The following is a 17,207-nucleotide window of genomic DNA, read 5'->3' on the forward strand; positions in this document are numbered from 1 at the left end:
CTCCTTCAATCTTTGTCTTCTAACGCCCACAGTTCTTTCAAAAATTCTTGAATCCCTTCACGGCAAGTCTTTTTGTTTTTTTGGTATAATTCGGGCTCTTGGATACTGATGCTTGGTGACGTTGACACCCCTTTATCTTCATCGATCGAAGCCGATAGATAAACAACCATCGTTTCGTCAATCATGACCTGTCCATTTACAATAGTGCTTTTGTTAGTCTTTAACATCTTGTTTTTCCTCCTTTTCAAATTCGTCCATCAAGCGATCGTAGATGTCGGCTTCTTTCCCTGAAATCACACCATTGTAATCAGCAAGTACCTTCCCAAACAAAGAAAAATTCTTGGCATATAGGCCACTTTCGATCACGATTTCTTCGTCTAACAAGGCATGTAGTTCTTGTGCAAACTGATTCTTTTCAGAATCTTTCACTTCATATCCTGTTTGGGATTCGTTGATGACCAGCTTTCCATCTACATCTTTTTCACCATACTGATCATACAGTTCCATTTCTGACTCTTGCAGCCCCTCAACTGCTTTTAGCAGCTCCTTTTTGAATTTCGATCGGTGTCGACTAGCACTTGCTGCCTTTAAGTCCATTTTTGCAACAAAAGCTAACGCAGTACCTAATTCATAATTCTTTAGTGTAATCTTCATGCGATTTTCTCCATTTCTCGTTCTAATTTTTGAATACGCTGTTCTTGGCTTTCAACGATCGCGATCAACTCTTGATTGGTTTTCGTATTAAGATTGACTTGTTTATTCATATCAATCGACAAATAATGATTATCCCCATCAATGTTTGCTTGTAAGAAAGGTACCTCTTGGGCAATCATTCCAAACTGACGAGTAGTTGGTGGCGGAGTGTCTTTGTCAATTGGATGATAGTCTTGTTTCCAATCAAAATCAACCATGCGAATTCGCTTTGTTTCTTTTATGCCTGAAATAGAAGTTTCTTGGATATTTTCTTTCAAGCGGATATCGGATTGATTGGTAATGCTCCATCTATTCATGTTGATGTTGGCGTGCATCTGGATTGCAGCGTTATTTCCTTGAATTTCCATCACAGGTATTCTTTGTTCGCTCGTTCCTGCGGAGTTGACTATTCGCCCTAATACCAAGCTATAAGTATTTCTAGCAAAATATGCAACACAGGTTCGTCCGCTAATGCTACTACGTTCAAAGCCGCCAATAGCTGTGCTTTGCCCAGTAAAAAACTCAAGGCGTGTGCCAGTCATTTCCATGAATCTTACAGTCGTGCTTTGCCAAAATGCCAACGATGTAGGTGTCAGCCTAAGGCTATTTCCCATTGAGTTGAACCCTACTTGAATAGCATTAGTAGCTAACTTATCCGCCGAAACAGCACGTGCTGCAATCGTTGTGGCTGTGACTGCGCCTGCCGCAAGCTTTGCAGTGGTCACTGCTCCCGATGCAATCTTACCTGCTACGATTGAGTTAGCAGTAATATGGCGAGCGATAATGGCGTTAGAAGCAATACTGTCTCCAACGATCGTTTGGGCTCTGATTTCGTTTGCAGTTATTGTGTTCGCGGCAATCTGCGCTGCTGTGATCGTGTTTGCTGAAATCTTTGCAGCTGTGACAGCTTCAGCATCTAACTTCACTGTTGTCACTGCATTAGAAGCAATTTTCACTGCAGTGATCGCTCCGGAAGAAATCTCTGTTGCTGTAATTGTTCCAGCAAAGATATGACTTCCTCGAATCGTATCCGCCGCAATTTGTGTTCCTGTGATCGTTCCTGCAGCAATATTGTCAGCGACAATTGTTCGGGCCGCAATCTCATTGGCCGTAACTGCGTTGGTCCGAATATGACGAGTCATAATTGAGTCACTAGCCAGTTCGTTCGCAGTAATTGTTTGGGCATTGATTTCTCTAGCTGTAATTGTATTAATGGCCAAATCATTACCCACAATACTTCCTGCACGAATTTGCGTGGTAGTGATACTTCCAGCAACGATCGATAAAGCTTGGATCGTATTGGCTCGGATCTTACCACCATCAATCTCAACTGTGTCCTCCCATTGCCAATCAGAAAGCAGATCCTCAACCTCTCGAATATCTGCCATTGCATCATCGATTCGTTTTTGTGCGTCAAGGAAATTTTGTTCAGCTGATTTCAAACGCTCATCCAATAAAGGTAACGAAACATTGTTCAATTCATTCAACGCAAGCTCGTTATCGATCAATTTCTGCTCAAGTCCCGGTAACTTTACAGTGGTGAGTATATCCATTTCGACTTCAAGATCTTTCAATCGTCCCTCAAGATCCGGCAAAATGTTCTCCTTTAACTCATATAGGATCTGATCATTCTCTGTAAGCCGTTCATCCAGTTCTGGGAGAATCCGATCATTTAGATCCTCCAAGATCGCTTCTAGTTCATCCAGTTCTTTTGTATTGGCTGTTTGACCATATACCTCATCTGAGAATGGACCAGCAACATCATGATGGTTAACTGCTCGAACACGGTAATACCATTGCAGCTTGGTTTCTGTGCCATGGGTATAGGCATTGACATTTGTCTTTCCTAACAAATTACTAGGCCCCGGAACAAATCCCTTTTCTTGGGATCCATAGATCTCATACTCACGAACGGTCAGCCCCTGCATATCCCAATGCAGTAGTACTTGGCTAAAACCACCATAGGCGACTAAATTTGTAATCGTGCCAGGTCGAACGTTTGCTATGTTTCCGGGTCCAATAATCGGTGGTCGATTGACTTGTTCGTCTCGATCACGATCCTGTTCTTTCTGGTTGGATCCTAGCGTAGCTCTTGAATCGCCAATTTCAATCGATTCGTACTTATCTAACAAAACATTCCAAACGGTCTGATTGATCTTCGCATTGACGTTGACACCTAGCTTGTTAAAAGCCACGGTGACGGTGTCGTATAGCTCCAATTGTTCGAGCAGTCGATATTGTTCTTGTCCGGTTGCACTGTACAGATCCGCAAACTTCACTTTTAGATTCACACGAGGTAATCCGACCTGATTGCTAGAAATGTAATATTGGCCAAACTGACGAAGTTCTGCGACCGTCTGAGGGTTGCGGCTACTTAAATCAACTGTCTGCACTCGTCTTTCCGGAAAATTATTAACGTGTGGACCATCAAGGATAACTTCCGGAAGAACCAACTCATTGGCGCCTTCTTCATTCGCTCGAGCATAAGGGCGAATCGATGTGTAGGTGCTCTCGATTGATTCTTCTTGCACGAGATCCACTAAGTTCTTACCATAAGCAATAACAACGCCTGTCTCCTTACCACCTTCTCGCATCAAGCGTATTTCGTTGTTATCGAAAATGTATTCACCGTTGTAATTTTGAAGTATTGAACCTTCCTTACCGCCCAAGGCTTCGGCGGCACTTTCGAAATGGCCAACTTCGGAAAAGTCCATCGCAGTGACGGTCGTCAGATCGGTAAAAACAGTAAAATCACGAGGTGGAACTAAAAGAGCACGCCACTGATTCAACGCCTCTTGGGCTGAAATAGCGGTGTGCTTCTGTCCTTTGTTTAGTGCTGTTTTTTCAGTGATTAAAGCAATGTGTTCGCAGTAGATCGACACAATTCCATTTTGTGGTTTAGTGATCCGGACAATTTCAAATCGTTGACGCTTCGATCTCGTGCCCGGTCCTACATCGACCACAACTTTTTTCCCTTTCTCAAGCTGAGAGAAGAGAACGCCGAAAACCGGATAGGTAAACTCTAAAAAAGGAAAATTATTCCGTTTTCGCGTCGCAAAAACATTGCTTGATTCTTTTAAAAGACCTAAGCCAAGCGTGCTGTAATCATTGTTTGCTTTGTCGTATAAAATCGGCACACTCATATTGCAGTCACCCTCCATCTTGGCGTAATCGTCATTTGTGTGATTTGAGTTGTGAATGAAATGGTATTAGTTCCTGGTCGTAGCTCCGGCACATGGTAGCCATCACTTTGCATCAAGATCGCACTTGAGATATTGGCTATGCCATCCCGATAAGCCGTTCCTAGCTCGCTGTTGATCGTAATCATGCCAGCACCGGCCGCTCTCAGGATTCGAAACTGGCGACCATTAATGGTCAGGGTCGCATCTGCTGTACCGCTATATCTAAATTGGATCAATGGCAACGAATTGATTGGTTCCGGGTTCTCTAATGTGCGCCCAGATATGTGAGCAGCTGCCGTTTGGCCATCTAGTCGATACATCACTGGCTTACACCGAAACGGCAATGCCACGTCAAAGTGATCACGCCAGCGATCGAGAATACGAACTTGAGAATGAAAGATACCTTCGTAGAAGTATTCCGGATCCTCAGAAAAAAGAAGCCGACTGTATCGCTTTGGTTCCTTCAGCCAGTGAGTAATTTCTCTGACTTGCTGGAAAAGCGACTTGTCTGCTTCTTTTCTAAGTTCCATTGGAAATGTTTTGATGATATCTTTTTCTCGTTCATTGTCGTAAATGATCGCACCTTGTCGGCCATCGACCTCGTCAAAACGCAAGTCTGATTCAGGAATCGTCAACTCCATCTCATTTAGGAGATAGAGGTTCTTAGCGGTTGATCTCTGGCCATTAAATTCAAAATACGGTTCATTCGTCATTCTAATGACCTCCTTACCTCGTCTGCAGTTTGTTGGGCAATATCTTGTGTTAGTTCTGCTACATCTTGATTGTTACGAATGGTGATTTCGTCAAAATGAATATCGATATGCGGTGTGTTATGGATCGTTTGGTTGGTGGTTCTCGATTCACTCTTAACCGCTGGCAACGACAATCCAAAGCCTGCATTACGGGCAATGGCTACCGATTCAGCTTGGATATTTGGTAAGACAAGTTGCGCACCTAAATCCTCAATGGCATCTAACGCAAAATGCTTGAATCGTTCAATCCCTTCACCGATACCAGCAGGGATCCAACGTCCCACATCCATCATCATCACTTTTGATGGTGAGTTGATATCCAAGGCTCTCTGCATCGTTTGGGCTACCTGATTGGCGATCGTTGCGGCAGTATTCAACACCTGTGCTTGACCAGCCACCAATCCATTGTTTAACCCAATCATGGAATTTTGTCCGATGCGATAAAACTGATCAGGTAAATGGTTCATCTGGTCAGGCATACGCTGCGCACCATCACGGATTGTGTCGTTCGCATCTCGCATTCCCTCACGATAAGCTTGATTTGACTCACGCATAGCTGCAGTGGCAATCCTTGGCAGATTTTGCAAGGTGCGGTCCACATCACGATCCATTTTCTCAAATTCCTTGACGACATCTTCGGCAGCCTTCTTAGACTTCTTGACCATCTCGTCTGTCATCTTGGCAATTGAACTCAACACTTTGGAAGAATTCTGATCAATCCCTTGAGCGATTCCTTCCACCATCGGCTTCCCGATTTTTTTGCCCATCTGATTGGCATTGAGTTCTTTATCCAGTAAAGACATCAGCTTCTTGGCCAGCTGTACGATCGCTCGTTCAGGTGCGCTGCTATTTTGCTCAATCCCTTGGGCCAGTCCAGCTGTGATATTTTCGCCATACTCTCGGTATACACCGGATGGTGAGTTGATATCGTTAGCCTTGCGGAACTCCTTGTTTGATTGTTCAGCAAGATCCCTTGTGGCGTTTGCGACACCTTGTGCCGATTTATCAATACCGATTTCTAACCCTTGACCTAAGTTTTCACCAAATGGCTCGAACCGATCAGGATCCATTTCCTTTTCAAAGACTTCTGTTGGGACACCAGACAATTCGGCAGTACTTGCTTGAACTGCTTCCTTACTACGATCAATCCCTTCCACAAAACCTTTACCCGGTGTTTCACCGTGAACTGCGAAGACGTCTTGATCAATCACTTCGCCAAATAGTTTATCGGGCGTTTCCGCTAATTCTTTTGCGGCATCACCTACGGGTTCAATTCCACCCAAAAGTCCGTCTCCGAACTCTTTGACAAGTGGATTGGTCACCTGCGAATAGTCTTTTTCGGCGATCGTTTCTTCAATAACATCGCCAGGCACTTCCGCTAAACTCTCTGCTGCCTCCGCAACTTGTTCTTGGCCTTCTTCTAGACCTTTTGTAACCTCATCAACTGGGTATTTTCCCCACTGAGCAAAATCTTGACCTTCAAAACCTTTTCTGAGAGAAGCTTCGGTTTTTTCAGGAATCAGACCGATTTTTTCAGCAACAACTTCTGCCTCTTCACCAGCAATACGAGCTGTACTATCCATCGCTTCGCTCATTGAGGTCCCCATTGCCTCGTTTAGCTTCTCAATCTGTTTTCTTCCTTCTTCAGGTAGTTCATCCAAACCAGCACCGGTTTCTTTAACCAACCGCGCAGCCTGTTCAGCCCCAGCAGGTCCCATCTTTTCAAGTTGCATGATGATACCATCGTCAACACCTGCTTCTGCAAGAAGTGCGACATTCGTTGACCATTTTTCCATGGCTTCTGCATTCTTCTTGAGGTTCTCCGCCATTTTATCTAAACTTATGGACTCTTTTTGTTCCATGGTCTCAAATGCATTCGTGGATTGCTCAACAAGCTTTTTATACATGTCGTTCATAGAATTGAGCGCTTCTTTTTGGGCTTCTGATAAATGGTTGTATGAATCGATCATCATAGCATTAGCTTCGTTGTTTGTTGCGGCAACTTCTTCTCTCATTGCCATTTCTTCTTCGTAAAGCTTGGCTTGTTCTGCTTTAATGGCTTCTAACTGCTCATGTGCAGCATCTTCTTTATTGGCCAAGTCCTCAAGCGCTTCACCGTATACTTTTTTGCCATCCACACCCTCAACTGCAGCGTCATAGGCAATTTTCGCTCGTGCGTCTGTCGCTTCTTTCAATGCAGTTTCGTATTCTGCAGCTTCTTGTGCTAGCTGATTTTGACGATCGACGAGTCGACTAACTTCTTCCATACCTTTTGAAGCTTCAATGCGTTTGTTGATTTCTTCTGTTGTGGCACTCAGTAATCCTGTTTCTTCGTCATAAGACATATTCAATCCGGACACAGAATTGTTTAGTTCATCAACATAGTCGGCCATCAGCTTCTTATCGGCCGCCGACTTGTTCTCGATTTCAGATAAACGTTGCAACTCAGCTGCGAGATCTTTGTTTCGCTCCATATTGGATTCAATAACTTTTCCTTGCGTCTCAAAAGCTGTCGCGTTTGATTCAGAATTTTTTTCAAGGCTTTCTAATTCACTACCCAGATCATCTAAATCACCAGCTAATTCTTTTGCTTTTTTACGAGCTGCAAAGAAATCTATGCCCATTTTGGCTGCAGCAGCTCCGGCTAGTCCCAATGCAAGTACGGTTAAACCCAGCGCTGGATTTAGCACTAGAGATTTAACTACTCCGAAAGCTTTAGTAGCTACAGTAGCAGCATTTGTCGCCAACGTGTAGGTCTTCTGAGCCGCAATCGCACCTTTGAGAGAGGCGGCATTCGCTGTATTTGCACCGGTTGATAGCTTAGTTGCGACAGTATCAACTTTAGTAGCCATAGTAGCTGCAGAAGTAGCACCTGTCAGATATTTCAACATTTGTATATAGGTTGTCGTTCCAACTGCAACTTTTTGAATGATCAGCAAACCGCCAAACGCTGTCCCAAGCCCAATGATATAAGGCGCTGCATCCGCAGAAGCATCTTTCACAGCAATCACCCCACCGGCCATTGTGTCAACAGCCGAAACAACAGGCGGGATCACACCAGCGATCCCATTTAACACACCTTCGAACGTTTTTCCGAATCCCTGAACATTTTCTTTCATGGATCCGAAACGCGTCTCCGCAAAAGCATCATCCATTGATGCGATAATGTTCGCAGTTCCCCGGCTTGTAGCGGTGGCCATATTTGCAAATGACCCGGCCCACGTATCTCCGGCTTGTTGTGCCATACCAGAAACCGAGGTGAGTTCATTTCCACCATCGCGCATTGCTTGCTCAACGGTATCGAAGAAATCGTTTGCCTCAATCGAACCATCACGTAATGCATCACGAATGCTTTGCATACTCATGCCAGTCGCATCTTCATAGATTTTCCAAGGATCAACACCACGCCGGACCATTCGATCCATTTGTGCCATATTTACGGTACCGGTGGCTCTCATTTGGATCATTGCATCCATTACGTTATCCATTGTCTCCGCAGCACCGTCACCATACATGGCAACAGCGTCACCCCAAATTTGATAACTCTTTGTCGATTGTTCCAGTGAGCCATTTTGCATTACTAGGCGCTGTACAGTCTGAGCGGCACTATCCAGCATGTAGTTTGTACCAACCACTACATCCCGAACACCTTCCATCCCTGCAGCTGCTTCTTCTGAGCTACCTGTTAAACGGGTCATCGTGTTCTCGAAATTGTTCAATGTATCAATACGACCGAATGCGCCATCTAATGATCCTTTGGCCATAGATAGTGCTGCTGTGGCTCCTTTAGTGATCAACATTGCAGCACTTAATTTCCCGACGCTACCAGTCAGGATATTGGCTTTAGGTGTCGGTTGTTCAAATGAAGCACTCATTTTCGAACCAGACTTTTCCGCCTCATCTGCTAAAGAAACAAGATCTTTCTTCATTGCATCAACAGCGGCACTGACTGTTTTCGCGCCATCTTTGGAGCCAGATTCTAAACTAGTTGCAATGCTTTTCCCAGCTTTAGTAGATGAAATTTCTACGTGAGAAACCATTTGAGCAGCTGATTTTGTAATGGCATCAGTTGAAGCTGTCGCCTGTTTGGCACCAACAAGAAACGATTCGCTGATACTTCTACCCATGCCTGGTGTTGAAGACTCGACAGAAGAAACGAGGCTTGCGACTGATTTTGCAATACTATCGTTTGATTGGTTTGCGCTCTTAGCTCCTGATTCAAAGGATTCACCCATCACACGCCCTGATTTTGCCAGTTCTGTGCTTGTGGTTGCTGTTAGCGCAACAATTCCTTTCACGACACTATCAGTTGCTTGGTTCGCTCCCTTAGCCCCAGAATCAAAGTTATCACCGATCGACTTTCCTGCTTTTGCAGTGGATGATTCAGTCGTCTTGCCTAAATCTGAAACAGTCTTTTCTACCGAATCCACCGCTTTATTAGCGGACTTGGCACCTGATTCAGTGTTTGTTCCCATATCAGAACCGACTTTTTTCATCACATCATCGGCATTTTTACCCAATCGGGAAAAGCCTTGTTCGACTGTGTCGATTTCTTTCGTGACTTGTTTCCCATTGACGATTATGTCAATCGTTACCTTGCCATCACTTCTGCTCATCTTCTTCACCTTCTTTCGGTAGTGCATAGAGTTTCTTCAATTTCCGAAGCTCATCCTTTGCTTCTTTGTTCCCTTTTCCTGTTGGCATTTTTTTCGTCCGAATGGATACGATTTGGCGGAATCTTGTTTCATCCGGCAGTCCCCCGAATAAAGCAATAAATTTCTCCCACCTCATTTTTCCTCGCTGATCAAACAGATCGATTCCGTATGCTTGGTAAAAGGCTGCGTAGATATTTGGCGCATCGTAATCAAAAGAGAAATGCTGATCCGCAATCTCTTTCATTTTTGGTTTTAATTTGTTGCCTTTCTTGTCGTATCGTGGTTTTGGCTTTTCCCAAATATCAAACGCCTCCAAGATCGACAAAAAAATCGTATTTTGTGTTTCGATGTCATATAAAAATGAAACACCCAGCAACAGATTGATGCCTAAAAGGATTTTTTCTGGCTCCGATAGCCCCGGGTCTTTTAATAAATCGAAAAGGCGAAGTACCGTATCGAAAGAAAGATCGATCGGATAACTAACACCTTCGATTTCCACCGTGTCTTCTAATCGATACTGCAGTTTCATCGATCTAACCTTCTAAATAGTGCTGCATTTTTTCAAAATACTGCTTCTTTCGACCACCAAGCTCTTCTCCTACCGCTGAACAAATCTCCATATAGTACTCAGAAATGAAGGTATAGTCTGGGGAAAGCTCATATAACTTTTCGAATGCACCATCGCCCAAAAGCTGATCGATCACTTTCTCGAGTTCTTTTTGCGCTTGCTTATCCGCTCTTTCAGGTGTGATCGTCTCTTTTTCTACTTTTTCAGTGATCTTTGCAGACTTCGATGCGTAGCCTGCAACTAATTTCCAAAATGCCTCTGCACCTTTTTCCGATGTGTCGATGTAAAATGTATGTTCGCCAATTTCAATTGGCAGTTGGGTTGTTTTTACTTGGATTTTTACCATGTTTGTTTCCTCCATTCATTTTTATGTAAAAAAGAGAAGCGCTAGACGCTCCTCTTACTTGGTTTCTTCTTTCTTATTTGCCTTGGCATTAACTGGCGCTGAATTCAACGCCGCATCTACATTATTCCCCCCAGAACCCGGGACACCTTCAGTTGGTGTTGCGTCATAGGTGATCGTACAAGAGAAGTCCTCGGTTGTATCTGCTGCACCAGATCCTGCCACGATGTCTGTCACTGTCGCATGACCAGTCCATTGTTTCGTCTTGTCCGCACTTACCACTCGATGCCAAACTTTGCGTCCAACACCCGTTTTGTATTTCATATCTGCGACAATTTTCTGTGCTGGATCTTCAGAATCGTAATCTCCGCTGACATTGTATGCACCAGATACACGGTTAACCAAGTTTGTTGTCACGCCATTGTAGTAAGACTTTTCTTCTGTAGCCTCCGTACTTGCGTCCGAAATGTCTTCAATTCCGTCAGCCAATTCTACCCACGCTGATTCCGTAGGTGCTGTGTTGATACTCGTAAATGGCGCAATAAAATGGCCACGCTCACTGTTTACATTTTTCATTTAGTCTTCACTCTCCTGTGGTTTATTTTTAAAATATAGTTTTGCTTGGACGACTAATCGATAATAGAAGAACTTCTGATCATCTTGCCCAAGCAAAAAAGGTTCATTAGAAATTGTCAACGCCATGAATTGATAAGAACCATCTTCAGATGGGATAGATTTCACATTTTCTAAAATCTCAGAAAGCTGATAGATGACACGATCGCCAGAAAAATCTTTTGTCTTGAACCGGAATTCAAACGGCAATTCCTTGACCTTGTCCCCATTCATGTACGATTTGACTGTTCGGCCTCCCGGTAGTGGTGCCAACCGGATTGACTCCTCCTGATCGATGGCTTGGATAATCACCGGCACATCGATTTTACTAGCTACTTCCTGTAGCCGATCAATAAAATCCATTATAGTTTCGCTCCAATCTTAAATGCCTGTAACCAATCACTCATGAATAGCGGTTTCGCTGCTTCATCCCAAAATGGACCAGTTCCGGGCTGCTTATTGACAAATGGTATCCATACACCAGTTACCGGATGCTTCCGGCCGCCATAATACTGCGGACCGGCATATGGCGCATCAAATATCAGCTGACTTCCCCGACCAGATACATGGCCAGTGTCACGCAAATGCATCGTGTCCCATGGCACTAAAGTTTCATTCATGGTTTGTAGCATCCGGTTGGCCATGTTCAACTGACCTAGTCCCAAGTTATCTTCACTGAGCTTTGACCGGACACCACCTAGATCAATTTCAATTTTGATCCCACTCATCAGGCCACCTCAATTTCATAACCGAAAGGATCAGGTGAATCAGCATTCAGCGGTACAACTTTTGCGATCGTGTACTGTTTGCCAAAAATCTCAATTTGATCTGCAACTGAAAACTCTGGTAATGGTCCAGTGTATTTCTTCACCATTAAGATTAATGCATTGGGCGTTTGTACTTTCCCATCGATGTCGCGTGGCTCAAACTTAACCGTGTCATCAAAGCGGACATGCTTAATCACAAGCTCATCCTCAAGAATGGGCTCACCTCTTGGGGTTACACCAATTTTCTTTCGATAGATCATTGTATGAGGGAAGAATCGTTTTGGCGGCATTCTCATCGACTCACCCCACGATATAGTAGACCGGTTCCTGACAACTGCAGCATAGCATCCCCTGATAGCAGCGGTGCTTCGTGCGTCGTTGAGGATGAACCACCCTTACTTTTAGAAACGCTCATGCGGCCAATAGACCAACTGTCCGGCTCCTGCATCCCAAACGTTGTAGTGGCCTCTGCTTCATGCATGTACTCAATTTGATAAGCAACAGCCAACTTAAAAGCGTTGCGACGCAATGGAATATCTGATTCAAGATCGTTGCGCTGATAGAAGCGTCTGGTTTGGATGTCCAATAAGGCACTGGCTTTTCTCAGAAGCTTCCGGAAGTCTTTTTCAGTCAGTTCCGTATCACGATCCACGAGTCGCTTGTACTCTCTAAAAGATAGGTAGCCACATTGCTCGTTACTTTCCGGATCATCAAAGATTTCATTCAACGGCTTACGTCTTATTCGTTCCATGGTTTCACCTCCATGAAAAAAGAGACTGGTTATTCACTCTCTTTTAACAGCTCAATTAGTTCTGGTTTCTTGGCAGAAGTTGGATACTCGATGCCGAGGCGATCCAACTCGGCTTTAAGTTCATCGACTTTCATGTCATTACCAGATCGCCCCGGTTCTTCCGGGGCATCTACTTTGCTAAGGTAGATGCAATAACAGCACTTTCTTGATGCTTCATCTTGAACAAGTCATGGTATATTCGGTTTTGGTACAACCAACCATCCCCTTGCCCTACTTGACCTGGTGCGAACAAATAAACACTAGCGAATTTCGCTTTTGCAATCACCGCAGGTTTCGCAACTAACAGATAATTTAATTTTCTAGAATCTGCCTTGGGAACAAACCCTTCAGTAAAATCAAAAGATTCATAGAATCGTTCTTCTGCCCAAACTTCTTTAATACGAACACCATCTAAGCTGGTGACACGAGTTTCGATTTGAGTGCCTGCAGAATCTACGCTAATAGTTCTTGTGAAGTCAGGCGATTGCTCTAAGCAGTCCATCACCTGAGAAGATACATAAAGAATCAAATTTTGAGTACCATAACGGCGGCTTTTCAAAATGGATGCTTTTAAAGTTTCAACAACATTTTCTTTTGTGATTTTTTCGTCTTGCGAAAGTCCATCTTCTTCGGCATATGCAGCCAATTTAGAAAAACGATAAGCATCCATCTCTGGCGTAGCATTTTCCTTTGAGAAGACACGAGTAATATTTCCAGCTGAAGCAGCCTGATTCGTTTCATCAACATCCGCTTTATCTACATAGAATTCAATATCTCGGTCAAAGTCCAACGTATAAGGGACATCCTCAACGGTAATTTTCCCAGAATTGAACCCTTTTTTCTCACGATTATGGTTCTGGTATCCTGATGTCTTGATATGAGGGACACGGAACGTCTTCGCATCTAACCAATTCACCTCAGGTGTTTCAAGCTCCGCTGTTAATGATTCTTGTTGCAAGGTTTGATCTAACTCTTTCTGCCATTTCTCTGCATAGTTCTGAACTGTAACTGTCATTTAAAAATTCCTCCTATTTTCCTTTTAATCCCGCTAAAAACGGGTCTAACTGATCTGGGTTTCCCGATTGAGGATTCCCACCACTGACAAACTGCTTTTTCTTTTTCTTTGAGGTTGTTTCTCTTAAAATCTCTTTCGCCAATTTAAATGATGCCTCTGCTTTTTCAGCGTCGCTGCAATCAATCAAATCAATGATCTTCACGGGCAGTCCTTCTTCTTGCGCTTTCTCGCGATATTCTAGACGAATTTCTTTTTGAGCTAGCTCTGCCTCTTTTTGAGCAAGTTTTTCTTTGGCTGATTTTTCACTCTGATACTGGTCTGAGGGTTCTTTTTCCTCAGCATCATTAGGAATACTTTTTTCCCATTCCTGCTTCGCTTTCTCAACGGCTTTCTTGGTTTCTGCAGCAACCATTTTGCCAACATCATCACGAGAATACTTCTTAGGGGAAGTTTCTTTTTCCTTAGTTTCTGCTTCTTCCTCAGTTTGAGTTTGATCTTCAACAGATTGATCTTGCTCATCACGAGCAGAATCAGACTCTGGATCAGCAAAAAACTGCAAGTTCATCTCCATTGGCTTAAAAAATTCTTTCATAGTGACCTCCTAGTGGTTACGCCACAACCCGATAAATTTGATGGTTACGTCCATCACCCGAGACAGCTTTCTCTTTAACGCCTGTAAGCAGTAAGAAGGCAAAATAAATAATCATTGCTATGATTAATTTAATACATGTTATATTTTTCATTTAATTTTTATTTATTTTCGTATATCATTAGGTATAGTAAAAAAAGGACGGTGAGTTTATGGTTACTTATGTCTATAAAATTTCTTTAGTATTGGACGATAAACATAATTATGAGAGTCTATATAATTATTTAGATTCTTTCGGAGACGATTATTTCGCCATAACAAAAACTAGCTTCATCATTGCTACATCCCTTAGAGTAAATGATCTAAAAAGTCAGCTTGTAAGCAAGATAACTAAGACTGATAAAATATACATTTTTACTTTGTCAAAAGGTTTTGTAACTTGGCATGGATTAGATGATTCGGAAGAAGCAATACAATTAATACTTTCCAAAAATACATATAAATGATAAACTCCCACAACCACTTTTCTGTTGTGGGAGTTTACGTATAGACTTGTTCTCTTGAATAATCTCGACGCAACAATTGATTATGCTCGTCGATTAGTACTCTCAATGCACCTTGACGTTTTCTAATCAACTGCTTGAAGTGCTGAATATCTTCTTTTTCATCAAGTGAGACCGCTGCATTCATTTGCCTTTTCGCACGACGAATAGCGACTTCCATGCGTCGCTGTTTGGCAACCAAGTCCGCATTTTCAATCGCTTGTTTGGGTTCATATTGTTTCATATGGACGTCAATATTCGGATCATAGAATTGGATATACAATCGATGTCTACAGTTTATCCCTTGTGTGCCATCAGGCTCACCGTATCCATGATCATAGATGGATGGAATGTGTCGTAATTCTTCCGGTGCATCTTCTGTACGAACAATTAGCACCCATCCCCCTTGGATATGCGCACAGTGTGGTCGTGCAGCCATATGGCTACTCATTAGCGCAGTAACAATGCCATGCTCTAAGCCTCGCTTAATTCGCAGATCCTGATAGACACGGTGAGTGGTTGCTTTTAAAACCATCCGAACATAGCGCTCAAGGCTCCATTCACGCCCTGCCTTGTCAACAAAGGTTGTCATCACACCTTTTTCCACCATCGCATAGATCGATTCTCTAAGCGCCTTCTGTGGCGTTTTAGCACCACCGATGATTTTGGCTACTGTATCATTGAGAACTTGCTGATACATCTTAGCCAGCGGATTGTTAGGATAATTGGTGTCAATCAGCGTTTGATTGACATGGTTGTCGAGATCACGCCACTGTTGGTTGAAATATGACTCCATCACATTATCGATTTCAGTCCTTGGAGGCGGTTCTTTTCCTGTTTGCTTAGACAAATTCTTGTCCATATCAGAAACGACTTCAAAACCCATGTCCACGACGATCTTACGTAGTTGATCATAAGAATACTGATTTGTTTCGTTTACCAGCTGCTGCAGCGATTGTTGACTCAACAAATTTAATTGCTGCATCTTTTCAATCTTCCACCGGAATGCGTTATCTTCTGTGAGCGGTGTTCTAGTTGGCTTGTTCAACTGACGGACAAGCATCTTCATGATTTCATCTTCCATCGCCATATAAGCATCTTGGACGTATGAAGCTTCGATTTCCAACTGCTTTGATGTAATTGTCATTCAATCACTCCTCAAAGTCTTCGTATCCAGAATCCCGTATTTTCCCAGTAGTTTCATCGACCACATCCAATTGTGCTTGTCGGTAAAAATCTTTTGCCTTACTTTCAGGCAACTTCATTATTTTAGCTAAAGTTAACCATCCGGGAATCAGCCCATCATTTTTCAATTCACGATAATAATCAGATTCTGACTTTTTATCTAAGAAGATGCCATCATCAAAGTTAACGCCAATGTCCTCACGATTTGGAGATTCTCCACTAAACAATGGTTTCCCATCAACTTCTGTGGCCCGGCCAAGCTCACACAACGCCAGCACAACATCCCGAATGAATTCCTCCAATTCGGTGGTTTGTAGGTTTCTTGACTGATATGTCTGCGAATTCTCACTGATTACCTCGGTTGCAGTCTTGTTCGTCGTACGTACACCAGCACCATCGAAAACGAACGTACCAGTCGAAAGCCCCACTTCCATTTCTAGAAGTCGTAAGCGATGATTAATTGCTCCGATATACTGCTCTGTTCGAATTTCATGGGTTAAATCAGTAATCTTAAAATCATCTGGTTTAGCTCCTGGGACAACCACATAAAAATCATCGTTTGGATCAAAGGTCAATTCAATTGTGCCTGTTTCTTTGTTAGGTACGCCATCCAGCATCGATTCAGGAACAGCCACTCGGCGTTTCCCAACATCAATTTCATGATCAAATGCATCTAGAGCTTTGTTTAGTCGATCGAGTGTCCGCTTGCAGTTGTCGTAAACACCAACACCAAGTGGTGAGTATGGATGGATATTATTAAAACCAGCTGTCTTGAAATAAGAGAAGATCGGACGTTCAATTTCTTCCCCATGCCTCGATGGATCCAACTCTGCATATTGTTCCAAAGTGTCCAACGATACCTGTATTCCTAGAACATTATATTTTTCACTTTCATAAAGCTCATTGAGTACCCAATACTCTCCATCGATCCACTGGTGAAACTCAAGTAGCGTGTAAAAGAATGTTTTGGAGCCTTCCGTTTTGATGGTTTTAAACGCAATCGCACACTGACTGATTTTATTGGTGCTACTCTCCAATGGGTAAAATGCATCAGGTAGCGCCCATGAAAACTCAATTTGTCCTGATTGGTCATTGAAATAAGGGCGTACAACTAAGCCCCCTAGCGCCATTGCTGGCTCAAGGTACTTGCTAAGATTGCGTTTGAAGTCATTATGTTGAAACACAGATTCTATCCAAGCACTGGCTTCATCATACTTTTTAGATTTATCCTCTTTCCCGATCGTGATTTCTGCCTGTTCATTGAACATTACCTTCGCGTACTCAGAAGCAACCTTGCGGGCCATATTGATATTCGCCTTTGCTCTCTGATCAGAATTACAATGCGTGTACCCTTGGTAATAAAGTAAGCTGCTTTGAATACGATCATACTCTTCATGACTCATTTGAATCTTTGGATGATCCAAAATACTTTGTAGCTCTTTTTTCGCCCCTATCGCAACCGCCCCCTTTCCAAAGACTCTTTTTATTGTTTGCCAAAATGACACTGGACCACC

Annotated in this window: 18 protein-coding genes; 1 reads left to right on the forward strand and 17 read right to left on the reverse strand. The window is 43.1% G+C overall.

Annotated elements, in window-relative coordinates; translation table 11 throughout:
• Positions 1–5: 5 nt before the first annotated feature.
• The 15 genes from IGI82_RS09515 to IGI82_RS09585 are packed head-to-tail and all read right to left on the reverse strand — an operon-like array spanning position 6 to position 13,969.
• A complete protein-coding gene (locus IGI82_RS09515) occupies positions 6–227 on the reverse strand; it encodes a hypothetical protein (RefSeq protein ID WP_438842107.1) in 222 nt (73 codons plus the stop codon).
• Complete coding sequence (locus IGI82_RS09520) at positions 214–654, reverse strand: DUF1617 family protein (RefSeq protein ID WP_438842108.1); 441 nt, start codon at positions 652–654, stop codon at positions 214–216. The genes IGI82_RS09515 and IGI82_RS09520 overlap by 14 nt, the downstream gene beginning before the upstream one ends.
• Entirely contained in the window at positions 651–3,836 is a 3,186-nt protein-coding gene (locus IGI82_RS09525; protein ID WP_438842109.1) for a phage tail spike protein, read from the reverse strand. The genes IGI82_RS09520 and IGI82_RS09525 overlap by 4 nt, the downstream gene beginning before the upstream one ends.
• Positions 3,833–4,588, reverse strand: coding sequence for a phage tail protein (locus IGI82_RS09530; protein WP_438842110.1), 756 nt, complete (start codon positions 4,586–4,588; stop codon positions 3,833–3,835). The genes IGI82_RS09525 and IGI82_RS09530 overlap by 4 nt, the downstream gene beginning before the upstream one ends.
• Positions 4,585–9,243, reverse strand: a complete 4,659-nt coding sequence (locus IGI82_RS09535; RefSeq protein ID WP_438842111.1) for a tape measure protein — start codon at positions 9,241–9,243, stop codon at positions 4,585–4,587. Before IGI82_RS09535 ends, IGI82_RS09530 begins: the two co-directional genes overlap by 4 nt.
• Positions 9,230–9,811 carry a Gp15 family bacteriophage protein gene (locus IGI82_RS09540; RefSeq protein ID WP_128432884.1) on the reverse strand — a complete coding sequence of 194 codons (582 nt, stop codon included), beginning with the start codon at positions 9,809–9,811 and terminating at the stop codon, positions 9,230–9,232. The genes IGI82_RS09535 and IGI82_RS09540 overlap by 14 nt, the downstream gene beginning before the upstream one ends.
• 4 nt (positions 9,812–9,815) lie before the next feature.
• A complete protein-coding gene (locus IGI82_RS09545; RefSeq protein WP_438842112.1) occupies positions 9,816–10,196 on the reverse strand; it encodes a hypothetical protein in 381 nt (126 codons plus the stop codon).
• 54 nt (positions 10,197–10,250) lie between these two features.
• Complete coding sequence (locus IGI82_RS09550) at positions 10,251–10,769, reverse strand: phage tail tube protein (protein WP_438842113.1); 519 nt, start codon at positions 10,767–10,769, stop codon at positions 10,251–10,253.
• Positions 10,770–11,168 carry a phage tail terminator protein gene (locus IGI82_RS09555; RefSeq protein WP_061054127.1) on the reverse strand — a complete coding sequence of 133 codons (399 nt, stop codon included), beginning with the start codon at positions 11,166–11,168 and terminating at the stop codon, positions 10,770–10,772. It lies immediately after the preceding gene.
• The gene (locus tag IGI82_RS09560; protein WP_156237203.1) at positions 11,168–11,533 is read right to left on the reverse strand and encodes a minor capsid protein; all 366 of its coding nucleotides are present in this window, start codon (positions 11,531–11,533) and stop codon (positions 11,168–11,170) included. The genes IGI82_RS09555 and IGI82_RS09560 overlap by 1 nt, the downstream gene beginning before the upstream one ends.
• Entirely contained in the window at positions 11,533–11,868 is a 336-nt protein-coding gene (locus IGI82_RS09565) for a putative minor capsid protein (RefSeq protein ID WP_128432877.1), read from the reverse strand. The genes IGI82_RS09560 and IGI82_RS09565 overlap by 1 nt, the downstream gene beginning before the upstream one ends.
• Positions 11,865–12,323 carry a hypothetical protein gene (locus IGI82_RS09570; RefSeq protein ID WP_271811781.1) on the reverse strand — a complete coding sequence of 153 codons (459 nt, stop codon included), beginning with the start codon at positions 12,321–12,323 and terminating at the stop codon, positions 11,865–11,867. Before IGI82_RS09570 ends, IGI82_RS09565 begins: the two co-directional genes overlap by 4 nt.
• A gap of 29 nt (positions 12,324–12,352) precedes the next feature.
• Positions 12,353–12,457 (reverse strand): HeH/LEM domain-containing protein, encoded by a 105-nt coding sequence (locus tag IGI82_RS09575; protein ID WP_016610906.1) that lies wholly within the window; start codon positions 12,455–12,457, stop codon positions 12,353–12,355.
• Between the two features lie 35 nt (positions 12,458–12,492).
• Positions 12,493–13,377: a hypothetical protein gene (locus IGI82_RS09580; RefSeq protein ID WP_016612277.1), complete on the reverse strand. Its 885-nt coding sequence runs from the start codon at positions 13,375–13,377 to the stop codon at positions 12,493–12,495.
• Positions 13,378–13,390: 13 nt separating this feature from the next.
• Entirely contained in the window at positions 13,391–13,969 is a 579-nt protein-coding gene (locus IGI82_RS09585; protein WP_438842114.1) for a capsid assembly scaffolding protein Gp46 family protein, read from the reverse strand.
• 209 nt (positions 13,970–14,178) lie between these two features.
• Between IGI82_RS09585 and IGI82_RS09590 the strand changes: the two genes are divergently transcribed.
• On the forward strand, positions 14,179–14,472 hold the full coding sequence (locus IGI82_RS09590) for a hypothetical protein (RefSeq protein ID WP_438842115.1): 294 nt from the start codon (positions 14,179–14,181) through the stop codon (positions 14,470–14,472).
• A 34-nt stretch (positions 14,473–14,506) separates the two neighbouring features.
• Here IGI82_RS09590 and IGI82_RS09595 read toward each other — a convergent pair whose 3' ends face one another.
• A complete protein-coding gene (locus IGI82_RS09595) occupies positions 14,507–15,655 on the reverse strand; it encodes a phage minor capsid protein (RefSeq protein ID WP_438842116.1) in 1,149 nt (382 codons plus the stop codon).
• Between the two features lie 4 nt (positions 15,656–15,659).
• Positions 15,660–17,198 carry a phage portal protein gene (locus IGI82_RS09600; protein WP_438842117.1) on the reverse strand — a complete coding sequence of 513 codons (1,539 nt, stop codon included), beginning with the start codon at positions 17,196–17,198 and terminating at the stop codon, positions 15,660–15,662.
• Between the last annotated feature and the right edge of the window lie 9 nt (positions 17,199–17,207).

Source organism: Enterococcus sp. AZ067, from assembly GCF_051715005.1.
Taxonomy (GTDB): Bacteria; Bacillota; Bacilli; order Lactobacillales; family Enterococcaceae; genus Enterococcus_D; species Enterococcus_D casseliflavus.

Coding starts and splice junctions, on each gene's coding strand:
- IGI82_RS09525 (WP_438842109.1), bottom strand. CDS start 3,836: ATGAGTGTGCCGATTTTATACGACAAAGCAAACAATGATTACAGCACG.
- IGI82_RS09580 (WP_016612277.1), bottom strand. CDS start 13,377: ATGACAGTTACAGTTCAGAACTATGCAGAGAAATGGCAGAAAGAGTTA.
- IGI82_RS09570 (WP_271811781.1), bottom strand. CDS start 12,323: ATGGAACGAATAAGACGTAAGCCGTTGAATGAAATCTTTGATGATCCG.
- IGI82_RS09550 (WP_438842113.1), bottom strand. CDS start 10,769: ATGAAAAATGTAAACAGTGAGCGTGGCCATTTTATTGCGCCATTTACG.
- IGI82_RS09585 (WP_438842114.1), bottom strand. CDS start 13,969: ATGAAAGAATTTTTTAAGCCAATGGAGATGAACTTGCAGTTTTTTGCT.
- IGI82_RS09520 (WP_438842108.1), bottom strand. CDS start 654: ATGAAGATTACACTAAAGAATTATGAATTAGGTACTGCGTTAGCTTTT.
- IGI82_RS09530 (WP_438842110.1), bottom strand. CDS start 4,588: ATGACGAATGAACCGTATTTTGAATTTAATGGCCAGAGATCAACCGCT.
- IGI82_RS09540 (WP_128432884.1), bottom strand. CDS start 9,811: ATGAAACTGCAGTATCGATTAGAAGACACGGTGGAAATCGAAGGTGTT.
- IGI82_RS09545 (WP_438842112.1), bottom strand. CDS start 10,196: ATGGTAAAAATCCAAGTAAAAACAACCCAACTGCCAATTGAAATTGGC.
- IGI82_RS09535 (WP_438842111.1), bottom strand. CDS start 9,243: ATGAGCAGAAGTGATGGCAAGGTAACGATTGACATAATCGTCAATGGG.
- IGI82_RS09595 (WP_438842116.1), bottom strand. CDS start 15,655: ATGACAATTACATCAAAGCAGTTGGAAATCGAAGCTTCATACGTCCAA.
- IGI82_RS09590 (WP_438842115.1), top strand. CDS start 14,179: ATGGTTACTTATGTCTATAAAATTTCTTTAGTATTGGACGATAAACAT.
- IGI82_RS09555 (WP_061054127.1), bottom strand. CDS start 11,168: ATGGATTTTATTGATCGGCTACAGGAAGTAGCTAGTAAAATCGATGTG.
- IGI82_RS09560 (WP_156237203.1), bottom strand. CDS start 11,533: ATGAGTGGGATCAAAATTGAAATTGATCTAGGTGGTGTCCGGTCAAAG.
- IGI82_RS09575 (WP_016610906.1), bottom strand. CDS start 12,457: ATGAAAGTCGATGAACTTAAAGCCGAGTTGGATCGCCTCGGCATCGAG.
- IGI82_RS09565 (WP_128432877.1), bottom strand. CDS start 11,868: ATGAGAATGCCGCCAAAACGATTCTTCCCTCATACAATGATCTATCGA.
- IGI82_RS09515 (WP_438842107.1), bottom strand. CDS start 227: ATGTTAAAGACTAACAAAAGCACTATTGTAAATGGACAGGTCATGATT.